The sequence below is a fragment of the Paenibacillus sp. FSL R7-0333 genome (assembly GCF_038000365.1).
Taxonomy (GTDB): domain Bacteria; phylum Bacillota; class Bacilli; order Paenibacillales; family Paenibacillaceae; genus Paenibacillus_AQ; species Paenibacillus_AQ silagei.
Genome location: NZ_JBBOBZ010000001.1, coordinates 5,153,882 through 5,177,844 on the forward strand (window position 1 = coordinate 5,153,882; position 23,963 = coordinate 5,177,844).

At 53.3% G+C, this 23,963-nt stretch carries 15 protein-coding genes; 4 read left to right on the forward strand and 11 right to left on the reverse strand.

Annotated elements, in window-relative coordinates:
* Positions 1-30: 30 nt before the first annotated feature.
* Both MKY86_RS21735 and MKY86_RS21740 read right to left on the reverse strand, forming a co-directional pair.
* Positions 31-1,701: a sensor histidine kinase gene (locus MKY86_RS21735; protein WP_076076286.1), complete on the reverse strand. Its 1,671-nt coding sequence runs from the start codon at positions 1,699-1,701 to the stop codon at positions 31-33.
* Between the two features lie 91 nt (positions 1,702-1,792).
* On the reverse strand, positions 1,793-3,160 hold the full coding sequence (locus MKY86_RS21740) for a response regulator transcription factor (protein WP_076076284.1): 1,368 nt from the start codon (positions 3,158-3,160) through the stop codon (positions 1,793-1,795).
* Positions 3,161-3,480: 320 nt separating this feature from the next.
* On the opposite strand from MKY86_RS21740, the gene MKY86_RS21745 reads away from it, so the two are divergent.
* Together MKY86_RS21745 and MKY86_RS21750 are read left to right on the forward strand one after the other, a co-directional pair.
* Positions 3,481-7,206: a glycoside hydrolase family 9 protein gene (locus MKY86_RS21745; RefSeq protein WP_076076281.1), complete on the forward strand. Its 3,726-nt coding sequence runs from the start codon at positions 3,481-3,483 to the stop codon at positions 7,204-7,206.
* Positions 7,207-7,572: 366 nt separating this feature from the next.
* Entirely contained in the window at positions 7,573-8,652 is a 1,080-nt protein-coding gene (locus tag MKY86_RS21750; RefSeq protein ID WP_340827475.1) for an ankyrin repeat domain-containing protein, read from the forward strand.
* A 272-nt stretch (positions 8,653-8,924) separates the two neighbouring features.
* Here MKY86_RS21750 and MKY86_RS21755 read toward each other — a convergent pair whose 3' ends face one another.
* The 5 genes from MKY86_RS21755 to MKY86_RS21775 form a co-directional block, all read right to left on the reverse strand.
* The gene (locus tag MKY86_RS21755; protein ID WP_076076278.1) at positions 8,925-11,042 is read right to left on the reverse strand and encodes a serine hydrolase; all 2,118 of its coding nucleotides are present in this window, start codon (positions 11,040-11,042) and stop codon (positions 8,925-8,927) included.
* A gap of 65 nt (positions 11,043-11,107) precedes the next feature.
* Positions 11,108-12,499 (reverse strand): sigma-54 interaction domain-containing protein, encoded by a 1,392-nt coding sequence (locus MKY86_RS21760; RefSeq protein ID WP_076076276.1) that lies wholly within the window; start codon positions 12,497-12,499, stop codon positions 11,108-11,110.
* 105 nt (positions 12,500-12,604) lie between these two features.
* Entirely contained in the window at positions 12,605-13,558 is a 954-nt protein-coding gene (locus MKY86_RS21765; RefSeq protein WP_036724044.1) for a DUF561 domain-containing protein, read from the reverse strand.
* A 238-nt stretch (positions 13,559-13,796) separates the two neighbouring features.
* A complete protein-coding gene (locus tag MKY86_RS21770) occupies positions 13,797-15,032 on the reverse strand; it encodes an L-lactate MFS transporter (RefSeq protein ID WP_076076273.1) in 1,236 nt (411 codons plus the stop codon).
* 56 nt (positions 15,033-15,088) lie between these two features.
* Positions 15,089-16,672, reverse strand: a complete 1,584-nt coding sequence (locus MKY86_RS21775; RefSeq protein WP_076076271.1) for an acyl CoA:acetate/3-ketoacid CoA transferase — start codon at positions 16,670-16,672, stop codon at positions 15,089-15,091.
* Between the two features lie 753 nt (positions 16,673-17,425).
* Between MKY86_RS21775 and MKY86_RS21780 the strand changes: the two genes are divergently transcribed.
* Both MKY86_RS21780 and MKY86_RS21785 read left to right on the forward strand, forming a co-directional pair.
* A complete protein-coding gene (locus MKY86_RS21780) occupies positions 17,426-19,051 on the forward strand; it encodes a xylulokinase (RefSeq protein ID WP_076076268.1) in 1,626 nt (541 codons plus the stop codon).
* Entirely contained in the window at positions 19,048-19,182 is a 135-nt protein-coding gene (locus tag MKY86_RS21785) for a hypothetical protein (protein WP_340827477.1), read from the forward strand. The genes MKY86_RS21780 and MKY86_RS21785 overlap by 4 nt, the downstream gene beginning before the upstream one ends.
* Before the next feature lie 432 nt (positions 19,183-19,614).
* On the opposite strand, the gene MKY86_RS21790 is transcribed toward MKY86_RS21785, so the two are convergent.
* The 4 genes from MKY86_RS21790 to MKY86_RS21805 all read right to left on the reverse strand — a co-directional run bounded on the left by MKY86_RS21790 (position 19,615) and on the right by MKY86_RS21805 (position 23,886).
* The gene (locus MKY86_RS21790; protein WP_076076265.1) at positions 19,615-20,421 is read right to left on the reverse strand and encodes a Nif3-like dinuclear metal center hexameric protein; all 807 of its coding nucleotides are present in this window, start codon (positions 20,419-20,421) and stop codon (positions 19,615-19,617) included.
* Positions 20,422-20,441: 20 nt separating this feature from the next.
* Entirely contained in the window at positions 20,442-21,335 is an 894-nt protein-coding gene (locus MKY86_RS21795) for a carbohydrate ABC transporter permease (RefSeq protein WP_076076262.1), read from the reverse strand.
* Positions 21,336-21,347: 12 nt separating this feature from the next.
* Positions 21,348-22,271, reverse strand: coding sequence for an ABC transporter permease (locus tag MKY86_RS21800; RefSeq protein WP_036724053.1), 924 nt, complete (start codon positions 22,269-22,271; stop codon positions 21,348-21,350).
* Between the two features lie 70 nt (positions 22,272-22,341).
* Positions 22,342-23,886, reverse strand: coding sequence for an ABC transporter substrate-binding protein (locus tag MKY86_RS21805; RefSeq protein WP_076076260.1), 1,545 nt, complete (start codon positions 23,884-23,886; stop codon positions 22,342-22,344).
* Positions 23,887-23,963 lie beyond the last annotated feature (77 nt).

Below are 23,963 nucleotides of genomic sequence, written 5' to 3' on the forward strand. Positions count from 1 at the left end.
GATTCCCGTAAAAATGTGATCTTTTATCACTCAGTTACCGGCAGGTTCGGTCTTCGTCCGGCGCAGCGGCAAGGTAATGATCGCCCGTGTCCACCCCTCCCCGGTTCGCTCATAGGTTAATCCGTAGGCCTCGCCGTAATGGAGCTGGATACGCTGGTGCACGTTGCGGATTCCGTAGCCTCTTGCACTATGCTCTTCCCGCAGGATGGCGGCAAGCTCCTCCAGATCTACCGGCAGATGCCCGTTATCCTCGACGATGAAGCGGAGCGTTCCTTCCGCTTGAACAGCCGATACCCGGATCTCTCCTTCTCCGTCCATCCCGCGTACGCCGTGAAGAATGGCATTCTCGATCAGCGGCTGGATAATGACCTTGGGCGTCTCATAGTCCCTCAAGGTATCATCAATCTGCCACCAGACCTCAAAGGTACCCGGATAACGTTTGGTTTGCAGCCGGGTATACGCCTGGGCATGCTCCAGTTCTTCCCCGGCCGTAATCATGGTCCGGCCCCGGCTAAGTCCGATGCGCAGCAGCATGGACAAGTCCCTGACCATCTCACCTACCTCGACATTTCCGCTATCCAGCGCATACCAGTAGATCGAGTCCAGGGTATTGTAGAGATAATGGGGGGTAATCTGGGATTGGAGCATCAGCAGCTCATATTCCTTCTGCTTCAGCTTCATCCCGTAGTTTTCTTCAATCGAATGGTCCAGCCTGCGGGTCATTTTCACGAATGACCCCTGCAGAATGCCGAATTCATCATGCCGGAGCGGCTCCTCGGAAAGCGGCAGCTTGATGCCGGGCTCATAAATTTTCATCACAGAGACGAGCTTCACGACCGGTTTGACGACAAGTCTTACCAGATAGAGAACAAACATCAGGACAAAAGCCAGAAAAACAAAGGAGATGAGCACCAGCAGCTTTTGAAACCAGACTTGCTTGCCGGTTATGGATGCCAGCGGGATTTTGTACAATAACCGGGTGTGGAATCTGGAGCTGTCCGAATACGCATAGAGCCACTCCTCCCCGCCTTCTTGTGCGAAGGTATAGCCGTAAGCGGCGTCCGGTTCGACGTTCTTGTCAATTTCAGCCGCAGAAATGCTGCCTGACCCGGTGGACATCAGCAGCTCCCCGTTATCATTGAATAAGAAAGCTCCGGCCGCAGCAGGCAGCTCCACCGAGACCATATCCCGGGTCAGCATCACCTCAACCTTATGAACAACCAGCAGCCCGATCACCTCGTTATAATTCCGGGGGTTCAGAATACTGCGCATGAAGGAGACCGTTCGCTCGCCCGTAGCTAAAGGAATGACGCGCAGCGCCCCTGCCCCGCTGACATCCATCTGCTTGACCATCACATCCGGCAATCCGCTGTTCACCTGGTCCAGATATTTGAACCCCTTGGTCTTATGGGACAGATCGAACGGTGTATCTCTGCGCTCAATGTTCTTCATATATATCGCATATTCCGTGCCGCCGGTAGACCAGCTCTCCAGAATGTTGTCGGCCTGCTGGATTTCATTCAGGGTATCAATTCCCGTCCAGAAGCTGTACCCCGCCGGATTACTGAAAAAATGATTATCCAGCAGCGTGATCGTCCGGTCATTGATCGCCGATACGGTTTTGTCCAGGGTCACATGATTCTGCTTCACCAGCTGCAGGGTGGTACTGCCGACCTCTTCCTTGATCGTGTGAAGCGCCACATACGCTGAAATCCAGCCCACCACTAGGAACGGGAGCACGATGCAGAGCAGGAAGGCGAGGATGACCTTATGTTTGAGCTTGAGTTTGAGTTTAGGTTTCAGCTTCAGCCCGGTCCCCTCCTCTGGCCTGTTTGCGGAATTCTGCCGGAGTGAGGCCCAGCACCCGCTTGAACATCCGGCTGAAGTGCTCCGGCGATTCATACCCTACTGCATAGGCAACTTCATACCGCTTCTTATCGGTAGCAATCATAAGGCGCTTGGCCTCCTCCATCCGCAGTGCGGTCACATAGTCCCAGAGGTTGGTTTTCATATCGCGTTTGAAAATATAACCCAGATGGGCCGCGCTGAAATGGACCTCCTCAGAAATATCCTGGATCTTCAGCGCGGGATTGCGGTAATGGTTCTGGATGTAGCTTGTAATCCGTGAGATGACACTCGGGTCTGCGGCCGGGTCCTGCGGCGGCGGCTGCGCCGAATCCGTCTGCTGCTGCTCTCTGCTGAGATGCTCCTGCATGGCGATATCGCCATAATAGAACACCTTTTGCCCGGGATGAACACTGCTCCGCCCGGCAGCCGTATCCGCTTCTTCCAGCAGTCCGGGAAGCATGGAGACACCCCCGCCAAGTGTGCTGAGACCGATAATGGCCTCCGCATTCAAATGCTGCTTCAGGTTCATGGCAATCATCTGCCCGATCATCTGGATCTGGGAGTGCACTCTAACCTGGGGGTCCCCCATATCTTCGGCGGATAACTGGATGATGCTGATGATCGAATGGCCGAAGCCGTTGAAGGTGATGCCATCCCATTCGGCTAACGTCTCGTTCATAATATTGAGAGCCGCATATTTCAGCAGCTTGCGGTCATGCAGCGTAACCTGCTGGCGGCTGAATCCAGCCTGGCTGTAATCTATACGGATGGAGATCACTCCGAAATAGGGCCCTTGCAGCAGGCCGCCTAATTCGCCGGTGATCTCTTCAATATCCTGCTGCGACAGATTCCGCTCGGTGACCAGCTCCATCAGCCACTCCTCGCGCCGGGAATGCTCCTGGATGTGCTTGTGCTCCCCCTGCGCGCTTTTCCCCGGAAGCTCCTTCTGGGTTAATGCTTTGCGGACTACCCGCAGGAGTTCCGTCCGCTCCACCGGCTTCACCAGATAATCCTTGGCTCCGAGCCGGAGCGATTTTTTGGCGAAATCAAACTTCTCATGGGCCGAAATGACAATCACCGGAACATTCCACTGCTCCATATAGATATTCTCCATTAATTCAATTCCACTCATCCGGCCCATCTGGATATCGGTCAGCACCAGATCGAAATGGTCCATCCGTAAGTAGTCAATCGCTTCAAAGCCATTGATGGCCGTCTCTACCTCCGTGATGTTCAACTCCGAAGTGAGCAGGAAATTCCGGATCCCCGCACTCACTCTCGGCTCATCATCCACAACGAGAATTTTATACATGATGTCCCCCTCTTTCGATTGCCAATTCATCGCCAGGCAGCTTCAGGTTCTTCTGTGTACCACAGTACACTTGCAATAAATAAGCGTAGATGATCTATTTCCGCTTTTCTGTGATCTATTTCCGCATGTTGTGCCGCCATCTTCTATTCGTCCCCCGTTTCATAGATATAGCCCCTCTACCCCCCTAGTATAGATCACATATTTCCTGTAATTCATCATGGATTAGTGATAGTAACTCTTTTATGCTACTTTTGCAAGCGTTTTCATATAAAAGAAAGGAGAGCAGGGTTAACGATATTCCATTATGAGGAGGTTCTACGATGTTCAGCCGAAGTCCATTCCCCCAGAGATTTCACAAGTTCGTATCTGTAAGCCTCAGTCTGTTGTTAATTCTATGCAGTGTTGCTCTGTCCCCCCGGCCTGCCGCCGCTGCTGTCGCTCCCTTGCCGGGTCCCGCTCACCCTCTCTTGTATGATAATTTCGCCGGCGGAGGAGTGTTCAAGCAGAACTGGACCAACTGGTTCAATCAGAGCGGCGGCAGCGGAACCTTCACCAAGACCACACAAGGCACCCGCACCATTGGAAAATTCACGCAAACCCCAAGCTCTTCTTCCTCCTGGGCCAAGTTTCAGCCGATGAACGAGACCTTCGACCTCTCAGGCTACCGTTATATGAATCTGTCGCTGAACAATGCAGGGTATGCCCAGTCCCTCATTCGTGTCGTCATCAGCGACGGGATTACCAATTACAATCTGACCGGAGGTTATGTTCCCGCCACGGCTGCCTGGACCGATCTGCAGTTCGATCTGGATGCCTTGTCGCCCAAGATTCAGAAGAAGAAGGTGAAGCTGGAAATCTGGCTGCGGCAAGGCGGCGGGACTTACGGGGAGATGCTGGTCGATGATATTGTGTTCACTACAGCATCCAGCGGGGCCGCTCCCCAGCTAAGTCCGGCAGGAATGACAGCCAATACGGACGGCAGCTACAACCAGAACACCAATTTCAGCTTTGAAGCTACGTATACCGACCCGGATAATGAGCCTCCTTTTGCCGTCCAGGTCATCATTGATGATACAGCCTATGCTATGCGTGAGACGGACCCCGCCGATCAGACTTACACCGACGGCAAAAGCTACAGGTACATGACGAAGCTTCCGGCAGGGTCCCATACCTACTATTTCCGTACTACCGATACGACCTCGGATGAAGTCGCTACCAGTGTCCAGACGCTGAGTGTTGTCCAGGCCTCCTCCGTAATTGATATTGCCGTGAGTCAGGCCGGATATAGCGCAGGTGATCTCAAGAATGCCAAGCTCATCTCAGACACCACCGTCACAGATGCCACTTATGAAATACTGGACGGGACTAATGTGGTCTATTCAGGCACCATGACCTATGAGGGTCTGCATTGGAACAAGCATGTCTACTCCATCGGCTTCACACCTGTCACTGACTCAGGGAATCAATATAGAGTGCGGAGTAATCAGGTATATTCCTACTCTTTTGAGATCGCTCCGAATCTGTGGGATCAATATAAGGATGAAATGACGGCCTTCTACCGGCTTCAACGGGCCTCCGTAGCGACCAGTGACGCTTATCCGGCAGGTTACAGCAGTGTCGCTCCTTCGGCCAAGCTCTACCATGCCGCAGGTCATCTGGATGATGCCCAGTCTGCGGACGGCCTGACCCACTTTGATCTGACGGGAAGCTGGTATGACGCCGGGGATTACGGTAAATATGGCGGTAACCAATGGGTCGGCGCAGAGATTGCCTTGGCTTATACACGGTATGCTGACCAAGACAGCGTGAAGTACGATAACGACAGCAATGGTATCCCGGATCTAGTCGATGAAGCGGTCTTCGGCAGTGAATACCTCATTAAGTTCGCGGATCAGCTCGGCGGGGCGATGTATAATCTGCGGAATAACGCTTCTTTCGTCCATCCCGAGAAATCCACCGACAACATCTCCGGCACCGCCGATGACCGGAAGCTGACGGACCTGAGTGTCGGCGGCTCTGCTAAGTCAGCGGGCACGCTTGCCGCAACCGCACGGGCCATCCGTACCGCGATTAGCGAAGGCGATATCGCTTCCGCTCAAATTGCAGCGCTGACTGATTTCGCCAATCAATGCGAGATCGCTGCGGTCACCTTTTATGAATATGTGGTTGCCAATCCTGACGGTCCGATCGGATCTTATTCCACCAGAGGAGGCATCCCCAATTCCAAGCTGCTGGCTGATGTGGAGCTGTACCTGCTGACCGGCGATACCCGGTATAAGAATGCAGCCACAAATACGATTAACACCTTAACCCTGGGCGACATATCCTCCACGAACTACTGGGATATGAGCCCGCTGTCCATGGCTGAATTCTATCCGGTTGCCGATGCTGCAACGCAGTCTCATATTCACAGCCTGCTCAAGGGGCAAGCCGACTTCTTCCTCTCCATGTCCGACGATACCCCGTATGGAGTCCTGAACCAGTTCAAAAACTTCGGGGTGAACGAACCTCATGCTTCTTATCTGGGGGACATGCTGCGGTATTACGAATTATTCGGTGATCCGGCAGCGCTTCAGGCAGTGGTGAAAGGAATGTACTGGGTGTTCGGAGAGAATCCGTGGAATATCAGCTGGGTATCGGGCATCGGCACCCATCACGTGATGTTCCCGCATACCCGCTACAACGAGGAATCCAATACTGCGGGTGACACCGGGATTATCCTTCCGGGGGCGATGGTCAGCGGACCTAATATGAAGGACCCCAAGAATAAAAGCAGTGTAAGTCCGTGGTATGAGGACCGTTCCCTCTATCTGGATGATACGAATCAGTGGCGGTACAACGAATTCAGTATTAGCATCCAAGCCGGACTGCTCTATACAGTCATGGGATTAAGCGCCACTCCGGGGACAGGTGCAGATCATGCAGCGGTGCCGCCTGCCTTGCCGGTCCTCTCTCCGGTGATTGGGGAATGGGTACGCGGAGAGGTGACTGTTTTTGCCCAGGCGGGGGATGGGCTGAGCGATGTGGAATATGCGGCAACCGGATTGCCTTATCAGCCGATGACTGTCTCCGGGAATGTGTATTCCTCGGTAAGCGGCGCTGTCTACGCTGCGGTCATTGATGAGAGCCAATCCTTGCCTTATACGAACCGGAGAGTCGATGTCCGCGCCAAAGACCCTTCCGGCGGCTACTCCTACAGCTCCACTCATTACACGGTAGCTCCACCGTTGCCGGACCCTTCCACTCTGCTGTTATATGATGATTTTGGCGGGGCCGGGTTCTGGGGCGGTTCAGCGGCCAACACCACCTGGGTCAACTGGTATAATCAAAATGGCGGCACGGGAACGTTCACCAAGCTTACTGCCGACGGACGCTCTGCGGGCCAATTCGCCCAGACGCCGGCCAGTGTGAATTCTGCGGCCAAGTTCCAGCCTTGGAACGATGTGGTCGATCTGAGCGGCTATCAATATCTGAATATTACGCTGAAGAATCCTGCCTCTCCTGATCTCAGGACCCGGATTGAGCTCAGTGACGGCAAACGAACCTACAATCTGACCGGCGGCTGGATCGAGGTTCCATCCACTTGGAGTGATCTGCAATTCGATCTCAATGCACTGACACCTGCCATTGATAAACGGACGCTGAAGATGTCCATCTGGCTGAAGCAGAATACCGTCACTCCGGGGCAAATGCTGGTTGATGAGATTAAGGCGACCAATAAGGTCAGCGGAAGCGCGCCGACCTTAACTTCAGGAGGTGTGGATCTTATAGAAGGCACTCCGCAGACCGAGTTCACCTTCAATGTAACCTATACCGACGCGGACAATCAGCCTCCATTCACTTTGGAGCTGATTCTGGACGGCGTTGTCCGCAAAATGCAGCCTCTAAATCCGGGAGACACGAATTATGCAGATGGTAGAATCTATCAATACAAGACCAAGCTGCCCCCGGGCCAACATTCCTATTACTTCCACACCACCGACACCTTCACTGATGCGGTAAGCACCGGGATGCAGAGTGGGCCGGAGGTTAGTGAAGAGCCGTAAGTTGTAGAGAGGTGTGGGATTGGCGGAGAGGCGCTGGGTTAGCAGAGAGTTGTGGGATTGGTGGTGAGGCACAGGGTTAGCAGGAAGTCTTGGGATTGGCGGGGAAGCGCTGGGTTAGCGGAGAGCTTCAGAGTTAGCAATGAGCCGAAGGAATACCTCGTACTTTAGCTCCAGTGAGAAGAAATTGACGAGTTTGAAGGTGGAATAGAGAAAGGATATACTATAACCATGTACAGCGGTGCAGTCTAATAGCACAGTTACTAGGGTGCATCGCTGAAACATCGGGGCTGTCACAGCTACAACCCGCAGACTGTTGACAGGATGTGGAGGACTGGAGTGATAGCGAATGAACGGAGGGGTTCTACGATGAGTGATGAAGATATCATGTGGCTGACTGTTGACGATCCGCTGGCGAAGTCTGTGGTACAGGCGATTCGTACCGGCGATGTGCCGGGATTGACACAACTGCTGGCCGGTCACCCGGGGCTGGCTACAGCACGGATTGTTGGGACTGAAGCGGGGCGTGCAAGTAATGAAGGCAGCGGGGAGACTGGCGATGCTGAAACTAGCAGCGTGGGCGCTGGCAATGCTGAGACTAGTCATGAAGTCACTGCTAACTCTGAAACTGGCGGCGGGCACATTAGCAACACTGGGGCTAGCAGCGAAGGCCCTGGCAATGCTGAGACTAGTCATGAAGTCACTGCTAACACTGTGACTGGCGGCGGGGACATTAGCAACACTGGGGTTAGCAGCGAAGGCCCTGGCAAAGCTAATAGTGCCGACGCTGGGACTAATAATACTGGCGGCGGCACTGGTCGCGGAATGTCGCGCACGCTGCTGCATATTGCCACCGATTGGCCGGGGCATTATCCCAATAATGCAGCGGTTGTCACTGTGCTCATTGAGGCAGACGCAGAGGTAAATGCGCAGTTCAGCGGTCCGCACAGCGAGACGCCGCTGCACTGGGCAGCGAGCTGCGATGACGTCGAGGTACTGGACCTGCTGCTCGATGCCGGGGCCGACATCGAGGCATCGGGTGCGGTTATCGCTGGCGGGACCCCGCTGGACGATGCCGTGGCGTTCGCACAATGGCGGGCGGCGCAGCGGCTGGTGGAACGCGGTGCGCAGCCTGCACTCTGGCACGCGGCGGCGCTCGGTCTGCTTGATGCGATGGAGGCACACTTCGCCGGACATCCGCTTCCGCGCCGCTACCCATGGGGTGCAAGCTCCGCTTCAGCAGCACCAGAGGAGGTAAATGTCGCGTTCTGGTGCGCCTGCCACGGCGGACAACGCGCCGCCGCCGAAGTCCTGCTCACCCGGGGAGCCAAGCTGAACTGGCCCTCCCCATGGGACGGCCTCACGCCCCTGGACGCCGCCAACCGAAGCCATGCCACTGAACTGGCATCATGGCTTGAGAGCCTGGGTGCCCAGTCCGCCCATCTGTAAGTTATGCTGGGCGCAATCAGGTGCACTAGTGCTCTTCATTTCCTCATACCGCCCTCCTCCACTCTCACCAATGGGATTTATCCCTCTCATTTCCTCATCTACTCATCTAGCCCCATGCCCGCCTTATACGGCATGGCAGCCCACAACGAAACAGGACCAGCCCAAGGCCGGTCCTGTATTCATATTCGCCGGAAGCTTCGACTAGACTGCTTCATAAATCATCATCCCAAAGCTCCGGCACACTATTCATACCTGCTGCAAACCGCAGGTTCTTATTTCCCACCCTCCGCAGGCTTCTCCTTTAGTCCGGCGACGATCTGATCGATCGGGTTCGTGAACAACGCATACAAGATGGCCGCATTCTCCTTCTTGCTCAGCGCGGCTCTGGACTTGTAATCCATAGCGCCCTTGGCATCCGGCTTGAAGTCTGGTCCATACAGGCCCAGAGCGACCGCCATCTTCACGGCCGGAACGGCCCATTTGTCTGTATTGCCGGATAGCTTCACGTTCTGGAACGCTTTATCCGGATATTGCTTATTGTACATTCTCCAGATCATGACTGCCGCTTCCTGGCGGGAGATGACCCGGTCCGGCTGGAACTCTCCGCTAGCCGTTCCTTCAATCATTCCCAGCTCAACAGCCTGCTGGATGTAAGCGGCATCGGGATGGCCCTGCAGATCCGGGAAGGCCAGCTTCTCAGTAGTGCTTCCTTTGAGCCCGCTGCTCTCCATCATCAGTCGCACATACTGGGCGCGCGTAACGCCTGCCTCAGGCTGGAAGCTCAGCGTGGCATCATTCGCCAGATACCCCAGGGACTGGAGCATCTGAACCGGAGTTGCATAAGGATGACTCGCAGGAACATCGGCATAACCGAGGCCATCCGGCCCCTTTTGCCCGTAGCTGAACGGATTGAGGTAAGGCTCCTTCAGATAAGCGCTTCCTCCGTCATCCTTCATGGTGAAGCCCGTAAATTTGCCGGTCAGCTCATCCTTGAACAGATTATCGTCTACCTGAATCAACTTACGAGGACCCAGAAAAGCATCATTCATCATTAGCGCACCATTCTGCACGGAGACTGTAGACACCAGACTCTTCATACGGAGATCCGCATAGTAGCCAGTGAATGCCTTCAGCGCATCAGCGCTCATCGGCTTGTAAGCATCCAGCTTCACCGGTGCGGCATATTGCGGGAAGAACGTCTGGATAAAGGCCGGGTAGAACAGCTCACGCAGTGTACTTTGCTGATTATAGCCAATGAACACCCCGGTATTCTGCTCGGGAATAAGAAACATATAAGAGCTGAATCCAATCAAATCACCGGCCTTGGTGATAATCTTGGGGCTGCTGCCGGCTCCGGGAAGCTGTATAGGCGCCTCGAAACCATAGGTAGTATTCGGCAGCAAGGGATGGATAGCAGAACGGTATTCCTCCATCGATTGTACGGTATCTGCCTTAAGGATGCGGTTCGTACCCGCTGCTCCCCCGTTCAGAAAAGCCGTCATGAACCTCCCGACATCATCGCCGGTAGACAACATGCCGCCATGCGGCATCACGGTTGGCGTCACGTTGTAGAGATCAACCTTTTTGCCCGTGGCGTCATAGGCTGTAGCAAGATTGTCCTTCAGCTTGCCTTCCAGCAGGAAGCCGCTTGAATCCATCTTCAGCGGGGCGAAGACATGCTGCTGCATATAATCCTCATAAGGCATGCCGCTGGCCTTCTCCACCACCAGACCGAGCAGCAGCGAAGCGAAGTTGTCATACATGTAGGAAGTGCCCGGCTCACGCACCACCGGAGGCATATGCTTCACCACATATTCCTCAATGGACACCTTGGTGGTGAAATCCTCATTGATGTCTTCCGGCAGCGGGTCTTGAATGCGGAAGCCGGTGGTGTGGGTCAGCAGATCCCCCACAGTTACCGGAACCCCGAAGGGGTTGTCGAAGGCCATCGGACCGGTATAAGTCTGGAAATCCGCTTTCAAATCCAGCTTGCCTTGCTCAACGAGCTGCATGGCGGCAGTCGCAGTGAAGGTTTTGGATACCGAGGCCAGACGGAAGACTGTTTTGTCAGGGTCCACCTTACTTTTGGCATCCTTATCCGCGAATCCGAAGCCTTCTTCGATAATCGTCTTCCCATCCTTCACCACCACCACAACCGCACCGGATAGCTGCGCTTTCACCGCATCCGAACTGAAGAATTGCTTGAGGAAGGCCGCAGCATTCTCTGTTGTCAGCGGCTTGGCCGCTGCAGTGGCAGCTGCCGGAGCGGTAGAAGCAGGGGGAACGGCGGCGGCCTGAACAGCCGGAGCCGTAAGTGTCAGAACCAGTGCAGCCGAAAGCATGGTCCTCGTCCAAAAGGCAGAGCGGCGGCGCAACAATGATAGTTTCATTCAATTCACTCCATTTCCATAGAATAACACGCACAGTGATAATACGTCTTATCCTGGAAATAGGTTCATTTAAATCGCAGCACCTCTTCCATCTTCTTCAGCTTTCTGTAGATTACCGACCGGTCAACGTTCAAGCGCTTGGCCGCCTCCGTCCCGTTCCCGGCACAATCCTGCAGCACTTTTTTGATATAATGGCCCTCCGCCACAGCAGTGAAATCCTTCAGACTTGCGAGCCGATGCTTATTCTTCTCAATGAAGTGGTCGAGAGAGAACCAGTCGCCAATCTGCTCCTCTTCCTGTATGCTCTGGCCCACATGCTCGGTCACCACCAGCCGCTCGATGTAATTCCTTAATTCTCTAACATTCCCATGCCAGGGCTGGTTCAGCATCTTATCGAATTCTTCGGCACTCAGCACATATTTCTTGCCGTACATCTCATTGAAGCTGGTGATGAAGCTGGAGATTAATCCTACCAGGTCCAGCTTCCGGTTGCGCAGCGGCGGAATATGAATCGGAATCACATTAATCCGGTAATACAGATCTTCGCGGAACAGCCCCTTTTTGACCAGACTCCACAAATCACGATTCGTCGCAGAGATCACCCGGCAATTGACCGGGATATTCGTCAGGCCGCCCACCCGCCGCACTTCATTGTTCTCCAGCACCCGCAGTAGCTTGGCCTGCATCTCCAGCGGCAAATCGGCAATCTCATCGAGGAAAAGCACCCCGCCGTTCGCGATCTCAATCATGCCCGCCTTGACCTCGGTCTGCCCTTCTAGGACGCCCTTCTCGTATCCGAACAGTTCATATTCGAACAAGGCCGGAGCAATCGCGGCACAGTTAATGGCAATGAAGGGCCCCTTCCACTTCTCGCTCTTCAGATGGATATACTTGGCGATCACCTCTTTGCCCGTCCCGGATTCGCCGTAGATCAGCACCTTGCTGTCGTAAGAAGCAATCTGGTTGCAGACCTTGATAATCTGCTTCATCGCCAGACTCTCGGCCACGATTCCCTTCTTCTTCTCTGTGGCAGCACCGCCTAACTGCTTATGGATCTGCTGGGCCACTGGCACATTCGCTTCATAATAGTTATGCTCCTGGCTGAATTCATTGGAGGTGGTAACTACCAGCTGTACCTCCCCGTCCTTATCCAGAATGGGAATCGCCGACGAGAACACATGGAAGCCTCTGGAGGTATTGACGGTATTGGTTACCTTTTGCTTCGTCGCAATAGCCTCCATCGTGATGGAATGACTGTAATAGCCCGCCTTCACCAGATCCTGAACGTTCGCCTTGAGCAGCTCCTCCAGATGGATGCCGATGGTTAGAGCGGTAAATTCATTGGAGATTAAGATATTCCCGTTCTGATCGGTAACAAATAACGTAGACGGATATTCTTCCACGAGTTCTTCGAAAGCGGGTTTACCTGTATTTTTATTTTTTTTGGTCACCTTCATCAGTCCTAACCCATGAGATTAACGCTTACATTCCACCTAGACAAAAAGCCAAACCGCATCATTATATAAATGATACCATTTGGCTAATGGTTAGCAAAACCTTAATTAGGCATGTGCTACAGCTTCAAAGGTTACTTTGCCCATCTTGTCCATGACTTCCTGCGCCTCAGCGAACATGGTGGTGATCATCTCTTCCACGGTGGTAATCTTGTTGACCATCCCGCAGATCTGTCCGGCCATCACGGACCCGGTATCGGTATCCCCTTCAAATACGGCTCTGCGCAGCGAGCCCAGGCTTAAGCTCTCCAGCTCCTCACGCGATGCCTTCTCATTCTCCATTCTGAGGAATTCGGCAATCATGCTGTTCTTGATGCTTCTTACCGGACCGCCAAGGCTGCGGCCAGTTACGGTTGTGCTGGTATCATCGGCGTTGATAACCGCCAGCTTGAAGTTCTCGTGTGTCGGGCATTCCACAGTCGCGAGGAACCGGGTTCCCACCTGAACCCCTTGCGCTCCGAGTGCAAAAGCAGCGGCAATCCCGCGTCCATCGGCAATCCCGCCGGCGCCAATTACCGGAATGGATACCGCACTGGCGACTTGCGGCAGCAGAGCCATGGTTGTAGTCTCACCCACATGTCCGCCCGCTTCGGTTCCCTCGGCTACAATCGCATCCACACCGAGCGCTTCCATTTTCTTGGCGATTTTGACGGAAGGGACTACCGGAATAACGATAATGCCATGTTCCTTCAGGATTGGCATATAAGGAGCGGGCGTGCCTGCACCTGTAGTTACAATCTTCACGCCTTCTTCAATAATAACCTGGATCAGCTCAGGGATATTGTTCATCATCAGCATCAGGTTGACGGCAAACGGCTTGTCAGTGCTTGCTTTGGCCTTGCGGATCTCGTCACGGAGCCGGTCGGCGGTGAAGCCGCCGGAGCCGATAATGCCTAGCCCGCCCGCATTGGACACAGCGCCTACCAGTGGAGACACAGCAATCTGAGCCATACCACCCTGGAAAATCGGATATTTAATTCCTAACAGTTGTGTAATCGACATTATAATTACCTCCATATATTAATTAATGTTGTGGAATTTGGACTATAAGCATACTCGTCGCTGCGGTGAACATTTGGACCTCCGGCCGCTGTTGTCAACAGATTTCTTCAATTTAATCCGCTATTCGCGGTTGAAATCCGTTGACAAAGGCGGACGCTATCGCTCCTCCAGTTCCAAATTTCCCCTCCGCTTCTTTTCGCTTTTCGTATAACTCTTAAGTGCTTTTTATATAACTTCCTTAAGCCGCCTTAGCCACTTCCGGCTCGGGCTTCTGCTTCTCCATAGCTTTGTAGACGAAGGTTAAGGCGAAGCCGACCAGGGAGATGACCAGCGCGATGTAAAAGGCATTCGTGAAGTTGCCGTCATTGGCTGCTGCTACACTACCGGCAATTCTCGGTCCGAAGAAGGCGGCTCCCGAGTAGCCGATGAAGGTGACCCCGTAGTTCACGCCGTAATATTTCATGCCGAATTTCTCACCGACAATGGACGGGAAGATGCCCATCGTTCCGCCGAAGCACAGGCCGATTCCGGCAATGGCGACAGCAAATCCGGCTACAGAAGAGGATAGAGCAATCGTAAGCATCATCGCCGAAATGACGAGATAAATCATGAGCAGGCATTTCACGCGGCCGATTCTATCGGACACTGCGCCCCAGAATACACGGCCTAGGCAGTTGCAAAGCGAGTACAAGCTGACATATAGCGCTGCGGCTGCGGCGGTTAAACCGAACATTTTTTGACCGATCACCGAAGCATTCGCGGTTACCATCATACCAGACAGGGCACCGATCAGGAACAGGCAGGCAATCACATAGAATAATGGCTTCTTGATCATTTCATGCCATGGTACATTCACAGAAGCCTTGGCTGCTCCGGTTACCGGAGGGGTCCATCCTTCAGGAGCATAACCGGCCGGGGCAGGTTTGACGAGCAAGCCAAGCCCTAGAATAATCACCAGGAAAGCAACACCGAGTGTAATTAAGGCAGACTGTACACCATTGCTGGTGATCAGCGCATTAGCGATAGGAGCGATAGCGATGGTGCCGCCGCCATATCCGGCTGTAACGATCCCCGCTGCCAGACCTCTTTTATCCGGAAAGAGCTTCACGCTGTTGCCAATGGTCGAGGAATACACGATTCCCTGGCCAATCCCGGTAATGACACCATAGGTGATATACAGCATCCAAGGTGCAGTAGCCAGGCCTGAGAGAATGAACCCAATCCCGAACATCGCACCGCCGATAAAGACTGCCTTCTTGGCCCCCCCTTTATCCACCAGCTTACCGCCCAGGATCATCGGAATCGGGGAAATCGCTGCATTAATGGTAAAAGCAATCATAATATCCGGCATGCTCACGCTGAAAACCTTCGTTAATGGCAGTGCGAAAATACTGAAAGCATAAATGGCGCCTACACAGATATTAATGATCGTTGAGGCAATCAAGATCCTCCAGCGGTTCAACTGTACGTTCATGGTATCATCCCTTTTTTAGTTAGTTGTATAAGTTCAGCTTACGGTACTTTCATTGACTACACTTCCTGCAAAACCCGGTTCTTATCGGCGATAATCGACTTCAGCATGCCCCAGTTCTCTTGGAACATAGCCGCGTCCATCTCCTTCAGGTCCGGTGAAATTACGGGTTTGAAGTCCATCTGATCCAGAATCTCCGTCTGCAGGTCGATGCCTGGTGCGATTTCGGTTAAGGTCATTTTACCGTTCAGCAGTTCAAAGACGGCGCGTTCCGTAACATACACAACCGGCTGCTGGACCTTGGCGGCATAGGATCCGCTGAAGGTGATCTGCTGTACCTTTTTGATGAATTTCTTGGCTTTGCCCTCTTGAATGATGTGCAGCTTGCCGTTCTCTACCTTAATCTGCAGCCCGCCCGCTGTAAAAGTACCCGCGAACACCAGCTTCTTCGCCGCTTGAGAGATATTGATGAATCCGCCGCAGCCCGCTACCCGTGTGCCGAATTTGCTGACATTCACATTCCCCGACTCATCTGTCTGGGCCAGGCCAAGGACGGACAGGTCAATACCGCCGCCGTCATAGAAGTCAAACTGTGCATCATGATCTACAATCGCCTCAGAGTTGTACGCATGGCCGAAGTCCTTCAGCCCTGCGGGAACCCCGCCGATGGAGCCTGCCTCTGTCGTCAGAATCAGCTGGTCGTCCACGCCCTCTTCAGCGGCAATGTTCGCTACATTCACCGGGATGCCGACTCCAAGATTCAGAATGGTATTCGGCTGAAGCTCTACGGCTGTGCGGCGGGAGATGATTTTGCGCTCATCCAGCGGCAGGATTTCAATCGACTCGACCGGCACTTTGACATGACCCGAGAATGCCGGATTATACTGCGTATTCTCGGTCTGGTAATGATTCTCCGGGGTGGACACGACGAGGTAATCTACCAGAATGCCCGGCACCTTCACATCCTTCGGATTCAAGGTGCCGTTCTTGGCCACGGTCTCAACCTGGGCGATCACGATGCCGCCGGAGTTGCGGACCGCCTGGGCGATCGGCAGAACCTCCATATGCAGGCCTTCTTTTTCCAGGGTGAGGTTACCGTTCTCGTCTGCCACGGTGCCACGGATCAGGGCGATCTGAATCGGGAAGGTCTTGTAGAACAGCCACTCTTCACCTTCAAGTTCAATCACCTTCACAATGTCCTCCTTGGTGGACGGGGACATCTTGCCGCCCTCCACGCGGGGATCGACGAAGGTCTCCATACCCACCTTGGTAATCACACCCGGACGCTTGGCGGCAATCTCCCGGTAGAGCTGGGTAATCACACCCTGAGGCAGGTTGTAGGCTTCGCATTTATCCTCTTCAATCAGCTTGGCCAACCCGGGGGAAGCGATGGCGATACCGCCAATCCAGCGTTTGATGAGGCCTTCATGTCCCAGGTGGCTCATCCCCTTATCGCGGCGGTTGCCGACTGCGCTGGCATGCATCACGGTCAGATTCTTCGGTTGTCCAGTCTGTACGAAGCGCTCTTCAATGGCGATCCCCATCTCCTCTGCCCAGCAGGATAATCCGAATCCGCTTGCGGCTACGGTATCCCCGTCCTTGATAAGTTCCGCTGCTTTGGCTGCTGAAATTACTTTTGTCATTTCATCTGCTCCTCTTTATGTGAATTATTTCACTACACTTGTTAAAAAAATAATGGCCCTTCTGTGTGTCTCCTAATTGCTGCTATGTGCGTCTCATTTTCCTTGTGAAAGTTTTCGCAATGTCATCGTATTACAGAAAAAAGAACCGGTCAATAGCTCCAAAAAGCCTTGAATTCAAGACTTTTTTCTGTTGTTTTTTTGCGACTGGCTTGTTTGAACTCAAAGCTTGGTCGTCGCTGCGGTGAACATTTGGACTTCCGGCCGCTGCCCGCCACCAGATTTCTTGATTTTTACCGCTAATAGCGGTTGAAATCCGGTGACAGCTGATGCTTCCGATGCTAGCTTTCCTATGGAAAGCTTTCAGGCGGACGCTACCGCTCCTCCAGTTCCAAATTTCCCCTTCGCTTCTTTTTGCTTTTCGTTAATTTCTTTAGTGCTTCATCTGTATTCCCGCGGGGCCTGCGAGTCGCAAAAAAACCACACTTTTTTCTCCAGCCGGGTTGGCTGGGTATGAAATCAAGCGTTCCATGACATATCCTGCCCGGCGGCATCAGACAAAGTGTTGGAGATGAGACTTCAAGACATTTTAGCGCGGCCAAAAAAAATAAAATATTTTTGTTACGGGGGGGGTGCATTGCAGATTTGCAACAGCGGATTAGGGCAAAACCGGTTCAAAAAAGAGCGGAGAGGTTGTACTCTATCGCTTATATATGTTATATTCTGGACAATTTTAGTTAGAGGGGGAACGCTGTCATGACGCATTCCGTCAAACAAGCGATTGTTCAGGGAGAAACGTCGCTCGGGATTGAGTTCGGGTCCACGCGAATCAAGGCTGTGCTGATCGATCACCATTTTGAAACGATCGCCTCCGGCACCTATGAATGGGAGAATCAATTCACTAAGGGTTATTGGACTTACGATCTCAGGGAAGTAGTTCAAGGTCTGCAAGCAGCCTACCAGCAATTACAGCAAGCGGTTCAGCAGACCTATGGCGTCACTCTGCAAACCGTCGGCTCCATCGGCTGCTCGGCCATGATGCAGGGTTATATTGCGCTGGATCGGGCGGGAGAGCTGCTCGTTCCATTCCGTACCTGGCGCAATGCTACCACAAGCGCTGCTGCTGCGGAGCTAAGCGGGACATTCCAGTTCAAAATTCCAGAGCGCTGGAGTATCGCCCACTTGTATCAGGCTATTTTGAACGGTGAAGAGCATGTGGCCAGAATAGATTATCTTACGACGCTATCGGGTTACGTTCACTTGCTGCTGACGGGCCGCAGGGCTATCGGGATCGGGGATGCCTCCGGGATGTTCCCCATCGATGAAGCAACGAAGCAGTACAATGAAGATATGGTGAAGCAGTTCACCACTCTAACTGCCGGCAGGGGTTATCCTTGGAAGCTGCAAGATATCCTGCCTACAGTATATACGGCCGGTATGAATGCAGGAAATCTCAGTGAAGCAGGTGCCCGGCTGATCGACCCGTCAGGCCGTTTGCAGGCCGGTATTCCGCTATGCCCGCCGGAGGGCGATGCCGGAACAGGCATGGTTGCTACGAATAGTGTGAGGAAACGTACTGGCAATATTTCCGTGGGAACATCGGTCTTTGCCATGTTTGTACTGGAGAAGAATCTAAGTGCGGTCCACCCTGAGATTGATATTGTGAATACACCGGAAGGCAGCCCGGTTGCTATGGTTCTTGCCAATAACTGCTCCAGCGATCTGAATGCCTGGGTCGGCTTGTTCCGTGAATTCTATGAGGCCATGGGGAGAACGCCGGACATGGATCAGTTATTCAGCGTTCTGCTGAATCAGGCAATGGATGCGGATGCGGATGCCGGCGGCTTGCTGAGCTACGGTTACTATTCAGGCGAGAATATCACCGGACTTGCTGAGGGGCGTCCGCTATTCGTCCGTTCGCCGCAGAGCCGCTTCACGCTGGCTAACTTCATGAGGGTGCATCTGTATAGCGCTTTCGCTGCGTTAAGACTCGGAATGGAGATTCTGACCGGGCAGGAACGGGTAACGATTGACCGTATTTCAGCGCACGGCGGGTTGTTCCGCACCCCGCAGGTCGGCCAGCGGATCAGTGCAGCTGCACTGAATGTTCCGGTCTCGGTCCTGTCTACAGCCGGTGAGGGCGGCGCATGGGGAATAGCGATTCTAGCTTCTTATATGATACATAAGGAGCCGGATGAGAGTCTGGCGGATTACCTGGCCTCTAAGGTGTTCTGTAACATGGAAGGACAAGAGGTATCGCCTGACCCTACAGATGTGGAAGGCTTTGCCCTCTATATGGAGCGTTACACCGCTGGACTGCCCATTGAGCAGGCGGCGGTAGATCATTTGCTAGAGAACCGGAAGAGAGGGGATCTCGGATGAAAATAGATACGGGCAGGCTTACGGTATTACTTACCTCCCTGCTGCTGATAGCCTCCGTCCCTTCGGCTTATGCTAAAGCTCCGGATGCCAAGGCAGGTAAGTACAGAGCCACGGGCAATTACGTCTTGTAGTAGTATAAAAGACAGCCATCCTCCCGTAGCGGGGGATGGCTGCCTTTGATTTATGCCGGGCTTGCGGCATAACTGGCCTGGGCCAGGCCCAGCATCATTTGCCTTTTGACTCTGCGGGACCTGCCCAGCGGACTGAGAGGCGCTTATTCCGCGCTAAAGCCGCTTTTTACGCAGATTACGGACTCCAGGACCCTTATTGGTGGTAATACCACCGATTAATATCAATTAGTGGGCCGATAAGTGCATCTCAGTCCGGCAGACGGCGCAAAGTGGGCTTTTATCGAGAAATAAGGGCCCTACAGTCCATCAACAAGCAGCCACCCGGAAGAACGGAACACCTGTGGAACAGTCCATCAGTCAGCAGCAGACCAGAGGAACGGAACGCTCGTGGAACAACGGCCCATTCACTCAGACTCAGCATCCGCCAATGCCTCACAAATACACAAACGGCTCCTTCGCATCCACGAATGTAACCGGAACCCCTTCCACCAGCGGCGCCAGCCACTCGGCCATATATTTCATGCCCCATTCCTCGGAGCGCTCGTGACCGATTACGATCATCGCCTTGTTCATACCCAGCATGGCGGCATCATTGATATAAGCACATAAGGTCCATTCGGTAATGTCGCCGCAGACCATCACATCAAGGTTCTTCTCCTGCATCAGCTCCATCGGCATCTGCTCCCGGCCCAGGCCCAGACTGCCCCCGCCGACAAGGATGCCGATACGCGAGCAAGGCGCTTCCGGGTTGCCGACGATCTGAATCACCTTCATGCCCAGCCGCTGCTTCAGGAAGCCTGCCAGCTCACCGACTGTGGTCTCTTCGATCAGATACCCCCAGGCGTCCTTGTCGTCCAGCTTTTTATCCGCCCAATCCAGCTCCTTCAGCAGTCCGTCATAGATCCGGTCCGTATCCGCCAGATGCATATGGTCATGGAAGCGCCAGATCGTAATGCCGTGCTCCTCGATCAGCTTTTTTTTCGCCAGATATACCGGGTCCTGCTGCAGCCAATCCAGCGAATCGCTTCCGGTAAAATAAGTCGGCTCATGGGTAATGATCAGGTTGGCCCCAATCGCAATGGCTTCCTTGATGACATCTACGGTAGCCATGAACGTAGTGACGATCCCTGTGACCTCCATCTCTTCACTGCCGCCCGCCAGCACATCACAGGTCTGCTCCAGCCTCCGTCCCCCGCAGCAATCGAGCAGAATCCGGTCAATAACCTCTTGCACTTTCATACGCTCATCTCCTATCATATTTAGCCTTTGACAGCTCCGATAACCACGCCGCGGGTCAGGTACTTCTGCATGAACGGCAGGACGAACAGCACTGGCACAATGCCCAGCACCGCCATCGCCATCCGCACCGCTGTACTTGGCAGGGATACCGTGTCGGCTCCGAGTACATTCCCGGCCTGGCCGGAATTGAGGAACTGGATGTTGCTCATGAGCTGCATCAGCAGATTCTGAATCCCGTACAATTGCGGCTTAGATACAAAATACAACGCATTGATCCAGTCATTCCAATAGGCCAGTCCCATAAACATCCCGACGGTTGCCATCACCGGCATGGACAGCGGTAGCATGATGCGGAAGAAGGTCCGCAGCTCCGAGGCACCGTCGATCTGGGCGGCTTCGATAATCTCCAGCGGCACATTATTCTTGAAATAGTTACGGACCAGCAGGACGTTGAACCCGTTCGCCAGCAGATTGGGCAGGATCAGCGCCCACAGCGTGTTTTTGATATGGAAATACTGGGTCCACATGATGTACGAAGGCACAATCCCCCCGCTGAACAACATGGTGAAAAATACAACAAAAGCCAGCGTATTATGATATTTGAAATCAGACCGGGACATCGGATAAGCCAGCATGCTTGTTATAAGCAGTCCAATGGCGGTTCCCAGGATCGTCACCAGAAAGGAAACCCCGTAGGCTCTGATGAAAATATACGCCGAGGACTTAATGTACCGGTACGCGTCTAGACTTAGCTGCTCCGGGAAAAAGCTGTACCCGTTGCGGATCAGGGTCGTCTCATTGGTGAACGAAGCGATCACAATCAGCAGGAAGGGCAAAAAAGCAAAAACCGTCAGCAGGATCATCACGACCGCAGAAAACACCGTAAACGTTCGTTCTCCTCTTGTTTGGATCATCCGAATTTCCTCCTAGAACAATGCGTTTTCTGGATTGACCTTCTTGACGATGGCATTGACCGTAAGCACGAGTGCAAAGCCGACCAGCGACTGATACAGACCGGCGGCGGCCGACATTCCTATATCATTGAGCTGCATCAAGGCGCGGTAGACATACGTATCAATCGTCTGGGTAGTGCTGTATAGCGCACCAGAGTTCATTGGAACCTGATAGAACAGGCCAAAGTCAGAGTTGAAAATCCGGCCCATCGACATCAGCACCAGCACAATAATGGTCGGCTTCAGCAGCGGCAGGGTAATCATGCGGATCTGCTTGAGCTTCCCAGCACCGTCGATTTTGGCCGACTCATAGATGCTCTTGTCAATGCCGGCAATCGAGGCGAAATAGACAATTGAGCCGTAGCCTGCCGTCTTCCAGATCTGAATAAGGACCAGCAGGTACGGCCAATATTTCGCCTCCGAATACCAGTTAATCTCCGGTATCCCCAGCGGCCGCAGAATCGAATGATTGACGAACCCGCTGTCGGCGTTCAGAAAGGCGAAGACGAGCAGCGAAAGCACGATCATCGAGATCAGGTTCGGCAGAATCAGCCCGGTCATGAACAGCTTCGAGTACAGCTTGTTCAGCAGCTCCGACATCAGAATGGCAATGATGATCGAAACTACGGTTCCCAGCGCGATAAACGTTAGATTGTACAGCAGGGTGTTGCGGGTCATAATCCAGGCGTCACTGGTCTGGAACAGAAAGGTGAAGTTCTTGAAGCCGATCCAGTCGCTGCCGAAGATGCCTTTGGCATAATTGACATCCTTGAACGCGATGAACACCCCGAACATGGGGAAGTAGCTGTTAATGAGAAAATACAGCAGTCCCGGACCCGCGAGAATTAATAAAGGAAGTGTTTTTTTGAGTGGCTTGGATTTAGGTTTGGCAGTCATGCCGGATTCACCTCCATTGCCGGGGGCAGAGCCTCCATTAGCGGCTCTACCCTCAGCAGGCTTATTCAAATTATTGTTTTTGCGCGGCAAGCCATTGATCCAGTTGTTGCTGCTTGCTGTCTATAATGTCCTGTGCACCCGCATCCTTCAGCGCACTGTTGAATTTCGCAATAATGCTCTCAGGATCTACCGATCCGCTGACCAGTGCCGGCAGGAATTGATTCACTACGTTGTTCACAGCACTCATCTGCGTCTTCACTTGACCCTGGTCGAAGATAAAGCCGAAATACGGCGATCTTTCGGTATCCTTATTCTCCTTCAGCTTCAGTTCCACATCCGACCAGTTGATTCCCTCCATCTGATACTGAAGCGATTCGGAGCCGACGATCCCGGAGCTGAGCATGGAGGTATAAGGAACCGTATTAGCATCCATGCCTTCCGGGAATTTCACATGATGCTCATCTACCTTGATGTAATCCTCCCCTTCAATTCCGAACAGAATGGTGTTGATCAGCTCTTTGTCGGTGTAGAGCAGGTTCAGGAACTTCACAGCGGCTTCCGTCTCCTTCGAGGTACTGGAGACCATCCAGGTCACCGAGTTCACGGCGCTTGTATCGAAGTAGAATGGGGCGATGCGCTTGGTCTCAATGTTTTTGCCGACCTGTGCACTCAGCTGCTTGCCAACCTCCATGCCGCTGTAGCCGCCCAGGAAGGAGAAGCCGCGCCCCGAGGATACCATCTCCATCGCTGTAATCGTAGTGGTTGCGGTATCCTTCTGCAGATACCCGGCCTCGAACCAGTCTCTCATCATCTGAATTCCGTTCTTGAAGACATCCGATTCGTAGAAGTTAACGACCTTGCCGTTGTCACCGATCACGACACCGACTCCGGTGGTATCGGTCAGGTAATCCACCTTGCTCGCACCCTTCATCCAGTTCACAAGTCCGGTATCTGTCGGATTCACATTAATCGGGCCAAACGGAACCACATCCGGCAGCTTCTGCTTCACTGCGCCGAACACGGCAGGCAGATCCTCTACCGATTGGATGGAGTCTGCTGCTACGCCCGCCTCTGCGAGCATATCCGCGTTGTAGATGATATTGGTCGGCAGCGCCATCCCTTTATTCACAGGAATGCCGTAGATATGTCCGTCCATCGTGGTGGTTTTGAGAATACCCGGCCCGAAATCCTTGTCCAGAATGGCTGTCAGCTCTTTGCCGTGTTCGGTAAGCAGCTCTTCGAGCGGAGCCACCTGACTCTTGGATACATAGTTGGAGAATTGTCCGAGGGTGGTGAAGATATCCATCTTCTCCCCGCTCTGGAGTGCAAGATTGACCTTCTGGGCATAATCTGCCGGGCCGAAGAGTCGGAAGTCCACCTTCACCCCGATTTTCGCGGTAGTAATGGTATTGATGGCCTCGGTCACCTTGCTGAGATCATCGGGAATCCGGTTGAAGGAGGGCAGTGCGAATACAATCTCAGCCACCTTGGCCTTCGCTTCCGTATCCCCGGAATTCTTGGACGATGTATTGGAATTGCCGCCGCAGGCGGAGAGCAGCGAACCGCAGATTACCATGGACAGCAGCAGTGAACCTAACCCCTTTTTATTCTTCATGATCATGCCTCCTGTTCTATATTTACATTCTCATTGTACTTGCCCTGGAGGGGGGCGGGCTTTCAATAATACGGGCT

Bases quoted from the DNA above. Each gene is read 5' to 3' on its own strand.
- MKY86_RS21755 (WP_076076278.1), bottom strand. From the start codon at position 11,042: ATGAAACTATCATTGTTGCGCCGCCGCTCTGCCTTTTGGACGAGGACC.
- MKY86_RS21790 (WP_076076265.1), bottom strand. From the start codon at position 20,421: ATGAAAGTGCAAGAGGTTATTGACCGGATTCTGCTCGATTGCTGCGGG.
- MKY86_RS21765 (WP_036724044.1), bottom strand. From the start codon at position 13,558: ATGTCGATTACACAACTGTTAGGAATTAAATATCCGATTTTCCAGGGT.
- MKY86_RS21795 (WP_076076262.1), bottom strand. From the start codon at position 21,335: ATGATCCAAACAAGAGGAGAACGAACGTTTACGGTGTTTTCTGCGGTC.
- MKY86_RS21785 (WP_340827477.1), top strand. From the start codon at position 19,048: ATGAAAATAGATACGGGCAGGCTTACGGTATTACTTACCTCCCTGCTG.
- MKY86_RS21740 (WP_076076284.1), bottom strand. From the start codon at position 3,160: ATGTATAAAATTCTCGTTGTGGATGATGAGCCGAGAGTGAGTGCGGGG.
- MKY86_RS21780 (WP_076076268.1), top strand. From the start codon at position 17,426: ATGACGCATTCCGTCAAACAAGCGATTGTTCAGGGAGAAACGTCGCTC.
- MKY86_RS21750 (WP_340827475.1), top strand. From the start codon at position 7,573: ATGAGTGATGAAGATATCATGTGGCTGACTGTTGACGATCCGCTGGCG.
- MKY86_RS21745 (WP_076076281.1), top strand. From the start codon at position 3,481: ATGTTCAGCCGAAGTCCATTCCCCCAGAGATTTCACAAGTTCGTATCT.
- MKY86_RS21760 (WP_076076276.1), bottom strand. From the start codon at position 12,499: ATGAAGGTGACCAAAAAAAATAAAAATACAGGTAAACCCGCTTTCGAA.
- MKY86_RS21775 (WP_076076271.1), bottom strand. From the start codon at position 16,672: ATGACAAAAGTAATTTCAGCAGCCAAAGCAGCGGAACTTATCAAGGAC.
- MKY86_RS21800 (WP_036724053.1), bottom strand. From the start codon at position 22,271: ATGACTGCCAAACCTAAATCCAAGCCACTCAAAAAAACACTTCCTTTA.
- MKY86_RS21770 (WP_076076273.1), bottom strand. From the start codon at position 15,032: ATGAACGTACAGTTGAACCGCTGGAGGATCTTGATTGCCTCAACGATC.
- MKY86_RS21805 (WP_076076260.1), bottom strand. From the start codon at position 23,886: ATGAAGAATAAAAAGGGGTTAGGTTCACTGCTGCTGTCCATGGTAATC.